The sequence below is a fragment of the Kitasatospora sp. NPDC001603 genome (genome assembly GCF_040298365.1).
GTDB lineage: Bacteria > Actinomycetota > Actinomycetes > Streptomycetales > Streptomycetaceae > Kitasatospora.
The window spans coordinates 1-12064 of record NZ_JBEPAA010000135.1; the positions used below are offsets into that span (position 1 = coordinate 1).

At 70.6% G+C, this 12064-nt stretch carries 5 protein-coding genes; all 5 read right to left on the reverse strand.

Annotation, left to right across the window (positions count from 1 at the left end; translation table 11 throughout):
• Positions 1 to 367: 367 nt before the first annotated feature.
• Entirely contained in the window at positions 368 to 1936 is a 1569-nt protein-coding gene (locus tag ABT263_RS37645; protein WP_352298140.1) for a discoidin domain-containing protein, read from the reverse strand.
• 70 nt (positions 1937 to 2006) lie between these two features.
• Entirely contained in the window at positions 2007 to 5483 is a 3477-nt protein-coding gene (locus ABT263_RS37650; protein ID WP_352298143.1) for a hypothetical protein, read from the reverse strand.
• 39 nt (positions 5484 to 5522) lie between these two features.
• Entirely contained in the window at positions 5523 to 7757 is a 2235-nt protein-coding gene (locus tag ABT263_RS37655; RefSeq protein ID WP_352298146.1) for a hypothetical protein, read from the reverse strand.
• 110 nt (positions 7758 to 7867) lie between these two features.
• Positions 7868 to 10399 carry a DUF6603 domain-containing protein gene (locus ABT263_RS37660; protein ID WP_352298148.1) on the reverse strand — a complete coding sequence of 844 codons (2532 nt, stop codon included), beginning with the start codon at positions 10397 to 10399 and terminating at the stop codon, positions 7868 to 7870.
• A gap of 1082 nt (positions 10400 to 11481) precedes the next feature.
• On the reverse strand, positions 11482 to 11718 hold the full coding sequence (locus tag ABT263_RS37665) for a DUF4158 domain-containing protein (protein WP_352298149.1): 237 nt from the start codon (positions 11716 to 11718) through the stop codon (positions 11482 to 11484).
• Between the last annotated feature and the right edge of the window lie 346 nt (positions 11719 to 12064).

Sequence of the window (12064 nt, forward strand, 5' to 3'; positions counted from 1 at the left end):
AGGACCCCACACCGTTCACCTGGACCAAGACCGCCGACGAGATCCTCGACTCCCTCGCCCGATTCTGCCGACGGATCTCCGGCGCAGGACACTAGCCGGGATGGCCATCACCGAGGTCATCCACCAGGCCGTCCTCCTGGTTCCGGCCTCTGCCTGGACACCGGCCGTCGAAGCCGACGGCGCCATCCGGGACGGCGCCTGAATCGCCGAGCTCGCCGGCGACGTCCAGCTCGCCAGAGGGCGGCGGAGCGGCTCCCGGGCCCGGCCAGAGGAGCAGCCTTGGCCGGTGGCTGCCGGGTGTCCAGGACCGTGGTGCCGGTTCCTGGCGCATGTGCCAGGGTGGCGTCGGCCTTCCTGGCAGCCGCATTTACGTGCCCGTTCCGTCCTGGGCGTCCGCGTCTGTCGGCGGGAGGGGGGCCTCCGTGGGAGAAGGGTGCGTGTCTGCTTGTGCCGGTGGGCCACCGTTGTTCGTCACAGCTGTTGCATCGGCGGAAGCGGTTGGCTGGTTGCTTCCGAGCGTGCCGCCCGGGTCGACGTCGACTGTGAGGGCAGCTCGCGGGATGGCGAGGAACTGACGAATGCTGTACGGAAAGAGCTGGCCGACGGTGACGAGGACACGGACATATCGGGCCTCGGCTGCAGGGTTAATGGGGTGCCGGTATACCCCCCCGGTGGTGGTGAGAGTCCCCCTTGAGGTCCAGTTGGTTTGATCGGTCGATGTTTCGAGCCTTCCAGCGACGATGCTCCCGTTGAAGCGGATCTCGACCCCGGTGAGGGGGCGGATGGCTCCCAGGTCGACCATCGCCCAGTCGTTGGCCTTGGGGGTGAGCCTCGACTGGTAGTAGGTATCGTCCCGGTCGTCCAGCATCATGTCGGCCGTGAAACCCGCCATGCCCTCGGGGAAGGCGCTGGCGGCGGTTGGAAAGCCGGCGGTCAGGGAGTTGCGGGCCGTCACCGAAGTGGCTGTGAGCCCGTCCGAGATGGTGGCACTTCCTTCGACGGTCAGGCCGCCGCTGTTGACCGAGATGCCGCCGGACGACTGATGGATGCTGCTGCCCACGTCGATGTGACCGCCGTTGCCGACGACTTTGGGGACGGCCAGCTGCTTGCCCGGCGCAATGGTGACGTCGCCCTTCGCAAGGACGGTGCCGTTGACGATGAGGTTGCCGATGTCGAGGTCGGGTTTGATGACGGTGAGATGGGTGGAGAGGATCCTCACGACGGGGTTGGACGGGTCGCCGGTGGTTCCTCGCAGGTAGAACGTGGTGTCGGACTTGATGCCTTCGATGTCGAGGGCGGTGCGGTTGGTGACGTCCCGGTTGAGGTCCCCGTAGAGGAGTTCGTAGGTGGCGTTGGCGGAGCGCTCCCAGGTCAGCTTGACGTCGCCGCCGTTTTGGATGATGGAGGGCTCACACAGGAAGTTCCGCAGGTAGAAGTCGGCCGGGAACTTGCCCAGGTTGAAGATTGCCTTCCTCTCCTTGAAGGCGGTGGTCCCGGTGCGAGCGCTCTCCGTGACGGTCACCGGGGCGGTGCCGACCTTCCGGTTGATCGGGATGTCGGACAGCTGGATGGTGAACCCGGTGTCCGGGCCGATCGGTGCGTGGCTGCCGGTGGGCGCGCAGACGAACTCCTTGGCCGCCGAGTCCAGCCGCACGGTCCAGTCGGTGAGGCTGATCCGCGGGCTGATCTTGTTCAGGTCGGTGGCGAGGTCGGGTGACATCGTGCCGGCCGGGACCTTCACCCTGATCCACTCGACGTCGGCCGGGGTGCCGCTCTGCCGGGAGACGGAGATGACGACCTCCCCGATCTCCTCGGGGACCTCCGGGTTCCCCGGTGAGGCCTTCAGCGGGCTCGGCATGGTGGTGATCTGATACGACAGCAGCGGCTCATCGTCGGCTGCGGTGGCGGGGTCCTGGGTCTGGATCACGACGGTCACAGGCTGGTCCTTGGGCTTGTTGGGCCGCGCCGCCCCGGCGTGGGGCGGCGCGTGGCGGCGGTCGTGGTTGTCAGTGATCGGTGCGGGCGTGGGCAGCGGCGTCGTCGAGGGTGAGGAAGCCGGAGCGGATCTCGGGTTCGGCGAGGGGGAGGTCGTACTGGTCCTGGCTGAGAATCGGCAGCCTCTCCCAGTCCCCGCCGCGGTTCTCGGACCAGGTCCAGGTGCCGACGACGCCGGCCGGGGTCGGCATGAGGACGGTCTCCTCGCCCTCACCCTGCGGGCCGCGCAGGGCGGTGGTGGCGGCCAGGAGCGGTCCGGTGCGGAAGTTCACGCTCATGCAGGCGATCGCCGGATCGGTGAACTCCTGCGGTACGAACACCTTCTTGGTGGCGAAGATGTCGGTGGTGGCGTGCACGGCCGCCCGCGGGTCCAGCAGCACGGTGGCGACCGCGGTGCTGTTCTCACCGAAGTCGAGTGCCAGACTGGGCTTGTCGCCGATCGGCCGCAGGTACTCCCCGCCGCCGGCGGACGGGTCGACGACCGTCTCGAAGTGCTCGTAGTCGTCGTCGAGGACGTATCCGACCAGGCCGTCGTCGCTCTGCTGCGCCTCGCCGAGGCGGATCGTCCAGGGGTAGGTGGGCAGTTTCGAGGTCGAGGTGGTGTCGAAGAGGTTCGGCCAGCTGACGTCGGTGCGCAGGGGGCCGCGCAGGTCCATGGTGAGGCGGGTGCGGACCAGGGCGAGGGGTCGGCCGAGGAAGAAACCGAGGCCGGGGTCGGCCGGGCCGTCCGGATCGATGGTCTGCAGGGCCCGGTCGACGGTGGCGCGGAACGCGTCGAAGGTCTGCGGACCGCGGGTCTTCACGGCGTTGAGCAGCCGGTAGGCGTGCTTGGAGATGTCCCGCAGTTGCTCGAAGCGGGTCACCTGGGAGCCGGGCAGGGCGGACCAGAAGACTTCCCGCTGGCCGTTGCCGTTCCGGGTAACGCGCAGTTCGCCGAGCGCGGCACCGTCGAGTGCGTGGACGACGAGGGACTGGTCGAGACGGTTGTGCAGCAGCCAGGCGCAGACGGGGTTGGCCCCCGGGGTCAGGTCGGTGTCGTCGTCGGTGGTGGCGGCGAGGAAGTCGAAGCGCAGCCGGGCCGGTTGCAGGAGACGGGGGCCCAGTTCGACCAGGCGGTCGCTGTCGTAGTCGCTGACGGGGTGGGCCGGGCGCATGGTGTCGGGCATCTCGGGCGCGAAGTGGGATGAGGTGGTGATGAGGTTGACGGAGCGTCCGAAACGGTCGACGACGGCCAGGTCGAGGAAGGCGAGCTGGCCGGCGCGCAGCTCCTGGAAGGTGGAGTCGGGCCACTCGTCCCAGTCGCTGGCGGGCATGCCGCCGGGGTCCGGCGGGGGGTAGTCGCCGTTGCCGATGAGGGCGGCGAGGTCGCCGGCGGGCTGGAGGCCGGCCAGGGGCTGGCGTTGGGCGATGGCGGCGCCGAATCCGTCGAGGGTCTGGGAGAGGTAGTCCGCTTCGCGGGCCCGGGAGCGCACGTGCCGCAGGGCGTCGGCGGGCAGCTGGTCGCGCACGCGGGCGTAGCTCTGCAGGGTGCCGTCGACGATGTGGCCGGCGGTGGGGGCGAGGGTCTGGCGGCCGGAGACGATCAGCGGGGTGCCGGGCTCTCCGGTGCCCTTCCACTGGTAGCGGGAGCCGTCGACGAAGTCCCAGTGCGCGGTTTCGCCGTCGCGCAGCGGTAGGGGGAAGTATTCGGCCTTCCACAGTAGGAACAGCGGCTGCCAGGGCATCGCCCACGGCGTGATTCCGTACTCGGGCAGGGTGCCCGTGACGTCCCGGATCGCGCCGGTCTTCAGCGCGCGGTCGAGGATGAGGAACTCGCTGAGCAGCGCGGGGAAGCAGGGCGGCTGCTGGCCGGTGAGGTCGATCTGGGCGGCGACGTCGGCGACGTCGGTGGTGGTGATGCCGGAGGCACGGGTGACCAGGCGTTCGGGGGTGCGGCAGGGCAGGGCGGTGTCGCGGGTGAGCGGGGCGTGCAGGTTGGCGCCCTGGAGGGTGACGACCGGGTCGGCGCTGTACTCGAAGTCCTGGGCCGGGACGCGGATCAGCCTGCGGGCGGCCCGGGCGCCGTAGGCCGGGTACAGGGCGTCGATGCGGGCCGCCAGGTCCGCCTCGCTCTTGCCCCAGGGCAGCTCGGCGCGCTGCAGGGCCAGGTCGCGGGCGAGGGCCACGACACGTCCGGCTGCGCCGTCCTCGTAGCCGGGGTCGAGCTCGTCGGCGATGCGGGCGGTGAAGTCGGAGGGTTTCTTCGACAGGTGGGTGAGCCACCACAGGTGGTAGAGGTGTTCGCGGGCGGTGTCGAGTTCGGCTTCGGTGGCGTCGTGGGCGGCCTGGCGGCGGTTGAGCTCGGCGACGGTGTCGGCCTCCGCCGCCCGGGCCGCGTGGGAGGTGGTGCGGCCGGTCTCCTCGCCGCGTTCGCCGATGAACCAGCGGTATCCGCCGGCGACGGGGCCGAAGGCGCTGTCGTGGGCACGGCGGTCGGTGAGGATGTCGGCCTCGGGCCGGTCGCGCTCCTCCAGGGCGTCGATGCCGCCGAGGAGGAAGGCCCGGAACAGGTCGGCCTCGTCGCCGGAAAGTGCACCTTCGCCGTCGGCCCGGGCGCCGAGTTCCGAGACGGCTTCGGCGATGCTGTTGGACACGATCGGGGTGACGTCGGCCGGCTTCGGGCAGGGCGAGTCAGGGACGGGGCCGGTCAGGTCCCAGTCCAGGCCCAGGACCGTTCCGGAGTAGACGGAGGAGCGGATGCCGCTGCCGGAGCCGACGGGCGGTGTCCACTGCAGGCGCTCCAGCAGCACGGTGAGGTCGTCGGGGCCGGCGAGGATGTCACTGTCCGGCTGGGCGTACCAGCCGACGACGAAGTAGCTGAGCCGTTCCCGCGACGGGAGTTCGCCCTCCGGGCCGTCGAGGAGCGTATCGTGCATCGAGAAGACGTTGCTGTTGTAGGGCTGGAAGACGGAGAAGGCCGGCAGTCCGGGGCCGATCGCGGTGAGGAACGGCGCGTGGCGGTCGGTGGGCTCGCGCCAGGGGCCGGTGAGTTCGTGGCACCTGCCGATCAGGGTCGCGGCGGGTTCTTCGCTGTCGGGGGCGGGGTCGAAGTCGGGGTTCTGGAAGGAGACGGTGCCGTTCATGGGGTCGAGGTAGTCGCTCTCGACGATCCAGGCCTTGAGCGCGCGGGTGCTGTCGGCGTGGCGTACGACGAGCCACCGGTTGGGCACCAGGGGGAAGTCCCCGACGCCCTCCTCCTCGTCGTGGCGGCCGCGGGTGAGGGCGGCGGGCAGTTCCCACTGGAGATAGACGCCGAGGCGCTCCTCCCGGCCGGTCCACTCCTCGGGACTGGAGAACGGGGTGGGCTCCGGGGGGACGCCCTCGCCGATGTTCTTGAAGTTGGTGGTCCAGCGGTGGAAGACGTGCGGTGTCGCGGTGTCGCGGGTCTGCCGGTTGACGGCGAGGGCTGCAACCTCTACCGGCACGATGAGGGTGGTGTCCACGGACATGGCCCGGGTCCTTTCGTCGGTGAAGGGGTGGGCGGGCGCTCAGGGCCGGGAGAAGGTCTGCGCCTGCGGCGCGTTGATCATCTGCAGGGCGAACTGCGCGGAGGAGATCCGTGCCACCCCGTGCGCCTCGGACAGGGCGGGCAGCAGAGCGTCGCCGGTGCCGTCGACGTTGAGGACGTCCCTGCCCCCGGGACGCAGGAAACGCCGGAAGCGGCTGTCGTCGGCCGGCGGGGGTGGGGGGAACTCGCCCATGGGGTGGCCGATCCGGTCCCCGGTGATCTCGCGCAGCTCGATGGTGCCCCGGTCGCCGATGCCGAAGCACAGTCCGCGCGGCGGCTCCGCCAGCTCGAATCGGTCGATGACCTCCGGAAAGAGCAGCAGGCGGACCTCGGTGCCGAACACGGCATCGCGGACCGGTTCGACGGTGCGCTGCCCCACGTAGGCGGTGGCGATGGTGTGGGGCCAGTTCGGGACCAGGCTGGAGTTGATCAGCACCGCACACTTCGGGACCGGCCCGCCGCCGGTGGCGAGGGCGTTGAGGTCGGCGTCCAGAGCGTGGCCGACGCCGACGCTCAGCGCGCCGTCGACCGCCGCCCGCACCCAGCCGGCGTCGAGGTAGGCGAAGCGGATGCTCTCGGCCGGCAGTGCACGGAGGTCGGGGGCCAGGTGGGACAGGCTCAGTGGCTCCAGGCGGCGCAGCGTGTCCAGCCAGGCGGTGACCTTGGCGAACTGGTCAGGGGCGGCCTGTGTGAGCAGATCCGCCACGCCGGGCTGGGCGAGGACGGCACGTGCGTCAGCGGGGCTGCGGCGGGCGCGGGCCGCAGTGCGGCGTCGGCCGGCGCGCAGCTGGGGGCCGGCCTGGTCGATGGCCCGGGTCAGGCGGGCACCGGCGCCGTGGCCGTCGGCGGTGAGGAGCCGGTCGAAGGCCTCGAAGGCCAGTGGTGCGGTGAGGTGACGGCCGGTCAGTGCGGTCACGGCGCGGGCGGCGAGCTCCGGGTGGGAGGCGAGGCGGCGGGCCGCGGTCCGGGCGGCGGAGCGGAACTCCAGCAGGGCGCTGCGGAACTCGGCGTCGGCGAGGGCGAGGGTGCGGCCGGTGGTGAACGCGGCGGCGTAGGCGGTGTCGAAGACGCCGTACTGCTGCAGGTAGATCAAGGCCTCGCCCGGGGAGTCCAGACGGGTCGCAGCCGGGTCGGGAAGCCTTTGGGCGGGTTGGGCGGTGAGTGGGCCGCGGTAGAAGGCGAAGGTGCGCTCGCCGGTCTCCAGGCGCTGCGGCAGGGCCACGGCGCCGCCCGCCATCCGGTCAAGGGCCTCCTTCTGCGGACCGGCCGGATTTGCTGGGCCGACGGCCGGCACGCGCAGGCGCAGTTCGTCCGCCGGGCGCGGGATGGTGCCGTCGGTGGTGGCCAGGTGCTGGGCGAGGTCGCCGAACCCGACGCCGGAGTCGGGTTGGGTGGTGAAGGACCAGGAGACCAGGGAGACCAGACGCAGGCCTTCCGCGGGGGCGGGGATGGTCAGGTACTGGTCGAATCCTTCGAGGGAGACCAGGTGGACGACGTGGCGCCCGCCCGCGGCGGCGGGGAAGCGGTTGGCGACGAGGACGGCGTTGAGTTCGCCCTCGTCGGGCTCCGGGTCCGTGCCGGCGCGGGTGGCGTCCGGGCGCCCGCCCTCGCGCAGGTGCGCGAGGTAGCCCATCTCGGCGGGCAGCGGCTTCACCGCGTCGAAGAGGGCGGAGGGGACGAGGACAGTGGCGCACTGCTCCTCGTACTCGTCGGGGCGCAGGCTGTCCGCCGGGAGAGCCGGGGGCTTGCCGTTTCCGAGGGCGCCGTTCAGGAGCCGGCGCACGGTGCCGGTGGTGACCAGGCCCACCGCGTCCCGGTCCTCGGGTAGCTCGTCCTCGCGGAACACCAGCAGGGCCATCCACGGGACGGCACCCGGCTGACCGTCGCCGAGCGCCCGGGCCCAGGGCAGGCCGGGGGCGTCGAGGTTGATGTGGGCGAGGGTCTGGCTGTAGGTGCCGACGGCGTCCGGCACGGGGAACTGTGCGTTGATGCCGGTCGGGTCGACGCTGAAGCGTGGTTGAACGACGTCGAAGGGCTGCGGGGTGGCGTCGATGACGCGGTCCGCACCGCCGAGGTCCTTGAAGGTCTGCCGGTTGTCGATCCGGTACCGGCCGGCGTACAGCGAGGGGATGCGGTGGTCGAAGAAGCGGGTGCGGTGCTCGGCGCCCGGCTCGCTGGTGCGCGGCGCAGGACCGGGTTCGGACGTGGTGGTCACAGGGCGTGCCTTTCGACAGGACGCGGGGGTGGCTGGGCAAGGGGTGCGGGCACGGCGACGGGGACCGGCGAGCGGGTGACGGTACGGGCGGCCCGATGCGGCGCGTCCGGTCAGCCGGCGACGAGCATCGGCTCGGCGGTGAACGCAGTGCCGATGGCGTTCGCGTAGCCGCTCAGGTCGGTGTCGAGAACGCCGAGGTCCGTGCCGAGACCTTTGAGTGCCTGGGCCAGGGCGGCGCGGCTGTCGCGGGTGGCGGCGTCGATGCCGCTCTGGATCGCGGCGATCACCCCGCCGGGACGGGTCGGGACGGGGCCGGTGGCCGACTCCCCGGAGAGGGGTTGGTTGCCGTCGGGGTTGATCGGGTCGAAGGAGATGGCCTGCTCGTCGAGGAACCCGGTGGAGGTGCCGTGGTCGACCGGCGGCGACGAAAGCCGGATCCCGAGGACCCGGTCGGTAATGATCCCGTCGTTCGGCGCGTCCGGCTCCTGGCCCCACAGGCCGTTGGGCACGTTGCCGCGCAGCACCGCTCGGCCCCACGGCGTCATGGTCGAGGCCTGGCCGTTGTAGGTGAGCCAGATACGCAGTTCGCTGCCCTTGCCCCGCACGTGCATGGGCAGGATGTCCACCGTGCTGTCGGTGGTGACGGGCGTGGTGCTGCTCTGGTCGAGGTAGACCTTGCTGACGGGTGCCTGGGTGTCGGCCGTGAACGTGAGGCCGCCGTTGCTGACCAGCCACGGCTTGACCGCGCCGCGGGTGGGTGGGGCACCCTCGCCGGTGTAGCCGGCGATCGCCGTGGTGCGGACCATGTTCTCCGGCGGCGGCAGCATGCCCTGGAAACCGCCCCAGTCCAGCGCGGGGACCTTATTGCGGCGGTGGGCGCCGAAGCCGATGGTGAAGGAGATGAACCACAGGTGGACGGCCGCCTCGCCGCCCACCGCGGGGCCCCAGACCCGGACGCTGACACCGACCTCGACGGAGATCCTGACCTTGACGAACCAGACCTTGATGGTCGCCGAGACCCCGACCCGGATGCCCATGCCGACGTCGAAGTAGAAGGGGTTCCATTCGAGCAGGGCGTCCACCCGGGCGGTGAGCCAGGCGCGTAGCATGCCGGACTGGAAGACGACGTTCAGGGACCCGCCGGCCATCAGGGACTTGGGGGTGAACGCGGCGTAGGCGTTACCGGTGATGTTGACGGTGGAGCCGACGCCCCAGGTCAGGCCGGCCGGCTGCTGGCGAGGGTAGCGGGCGGGCAGCTCCAGTCCTGCGGGGATCGCGCCCAGCATGAACGCGAAGTCGCCGGCCTGCGGGTGGTTGCCGAACCAGAACTTCATGCCCACGCCGCCGCGCAGCTTGCAGTTCGGGTCGATGAGGAACGTCTTCTCGGTGAACGCCGCGCCGATGCTCAGCTCCCCGGCCGTCGGGCGCAGGGTGGCTTCGATGCCGATCTCCACCCGGGCGATCTTCTTGTTGCTCTTGGTGGGCAGCTGCATCCCGGCGGCGCCGAGCAGGCTGATCGTCAGGTCGGAACCGGTCTGTACCAGCGCCAGGGCGCGGCCGCTGAACGTCTCGAAGCAGTCGAAGGCCAGGCCGGCGGCGAACCAGAGGTCACCCTGCTGGGGTCGTACCCATGGATTTCCGCCGCCGATCAGTGCCGAGAGGACCCTCAACGGGTCGACTTCCTCGTCGTCTGCGCCGATCGCACCCGGATTGTCCAAAGCCATCAGGAACGGGAAGTCGCCCAGCGCGTCCGCCGCCGGGACCCGCACGCGACTGTTCCAGCCGAACCCGGCGGAGATGCCGCGCACCTGGAACAGCGGCGGCCCGAACCCGACCTGGCTGCCGAGGGAGCCGTAGGCGAACAGGGACGGATCAGCGCCGTTGCTCGGGACGACGTAGGAGCCCATCGCGGAGCCGTTGAAGGCCCCCGTATCGACCAGCAGCACCCCTCCGACCACCGCCTTGTACGGCGGGGAGGCCGGAAGCGCGGTCAGCGCGCCGGCGATCCGCAGCGGTGGGCTGTAGTAGTCGACGCTCAGCCCGTTCTCGCCGCCCGGTGCGTCGATCGGCGACCAGCCGCGTACCGACGGGCCCTCCAGGATCCGCACTCCTTTGCGGCGGTGCGGCCCCGGACGGGGAGTGAGGATGCCGTTCTCGGTCACCAGTGCTTGCGGGACGCGCTCGCGTGGGGCGCCATCGCGATGGCGCACCGCCGGCAGGGCGCGGCCCAGGCCGTCGAGACGTCCGGGGTCGGTCGGCGGTGCGGGCGCGCGCTGGACCAGCCGCAGAGCCCGGCCGCCCGCCAGCGCCCATGCCCCGGGCGCCAACGCGGTGCCGGCGGGAGCGCCGTCGACCAGGACCAGAGTCCGGTCCTCGCCGAGATCGGCGACGGCCAGCATGCCGGTCACCCACTCGCCGTCCGTGGAGAACGAGATGCGTACCGGGACCGCAGACGTGGAGGCGGTGGTCGAGGCCAGGCCGCTGACCGCCATGGTCTGCGGATCACCCTGCGCGCCGTCAACGCGCACGGGACCCGGGCGGAACACGAGTTCGGCGGCGTCGCGATCGGCGAGGACAGACGCCGGAATCTCGACCACACCCCCTGCGGCCGCCTGTTCGAGGAGCTTCCGAACGTCTTCCACGCGTGCTGTCACAGCGGCCCAACCTTCTACTCGCAGCAAAAGGGGAAGGCGGAATCACGCGCCGGCCCCGGTGCCAGGCCTGACGTGTCCGCTGAGAGGAGCGTAGCCAGGCGAACACCCTAAGAAGTCCTATGCCTACGTTCAGTTACTAAAATGGCTGAAAGCAGGTACCCGAACCGACCCTGGAGGGCGTGACGACCGATCGATCACACTCAGCGGGCCATCACGGTGTCGGCATCCAGTGAGAGCCGGCCATTGAACGGCGGATCACTACTGCGGCCGACCTTCCGTGCAACGGCTCGCGGAGAGTTCTGGACCCGGGCGTGACCTCGCAGTTGAACTCGGCACCGATCCGGAGTAGGGGAGGATTGGCCGATGCTCGCCAGATGGCCGAGATCATGTTCTCCGGGCCCACTGGGGCTGTGCGGCGAGTTCCGCGCTTTCGGACTCGTCGTCGATCGGCCGTACGGCGGGCGGTCTCCCTCGCATCAGCCGCCCCATCGTCGGCGATGTCGGAGTGTTGGAAGAGCACGGGATGTTCTTGCAGGACATGCGGGTGATGCCGTCCAACGCCGAAGTCACCCACTGGTTCCACAAGGTCCGCCTCAACCGGGAGCAGCACTTCCTGATGGCGTCGCCGGTCCGATAGGACAGCTACGGGAGATGGCCGACAGCTTCCCCTCGTCGCACGGCGTGCGGCGTGAAGGGCGTCGTGAAACTGAGGAGAACGGGCAGCCGTCCGCCGGGCGACATCGAATCCGACGGGTGCCGCTGCCGCTGGGCCCGCACAACGCCGTCCCCTCCCTCCGAGAGGCCCTGATGACCTCCCTGGACCGCCGCTCCTTTTCTCGCCTACACCAGCGGCTCCCTGGCAGCCCTCGCCCACCAGTGGGCCATCACCGAGCCCGGCCGGTCCCCGCGCCTCACCGCGCGCGGTGAAGTCGACGCCGAGATGGTCGCCTGGCTGGAGAACAGCGGCGCCGAACTGATCCGCCTCGCCACCGAACGCCGACTCCAGAAGGCGGAGATGGTCTCTCCAGACGATCCGGCGAACCGCTCGACGACGGAATGGAGCACGCCCTTCATGCGGGTGGCCGGGTCGTACGCCAGGCCCAGCTCGTCGAGCGCGGCCAGGAACGCGGCGAAGCCGGCACGGCGAACCCGCCCGGCTCGACATCCAACTGCTCGGCGGCGAAGCGGACCACCGCCTCCGGGACCACGGACGAGTCCTCGGTGGGAAACACCCCGAGCATCCGTACGCAGCCCCACTGCACCGCCCAGTGCGCGACCTCGAACCGGAGCTGTCTCGGTACGCGCACACGGCCGGCGTCGGCGAACTCCTCGAACGACTCCGAGCCGTCGGCTGAAGCTCTGCCACCGGCTGCCCGGCCCCGCTTGGCGGAGACTGGAGGGCCTCCCCGGCCTGCCGGTGATCCGGTTCTGGGAAAGGACCGTTTATGAGAGAGGCGAATGTTGCGGGGACAGTGTTGGCGGGGATGTCACGCCCGCGATCATCGGACATCAACGCATCCGCTCACCCTTCTTTCGGCGAGCGACGCAGTCGTTACTTTTAGAGGTCCTAACAAAAGTCGTAGTCGCGTGACTGTCGGTTGATGTGCTCGTTAGTCCGTCCGTGGGGAAGAGGGAGTCTCGTCCGTGGGTCGT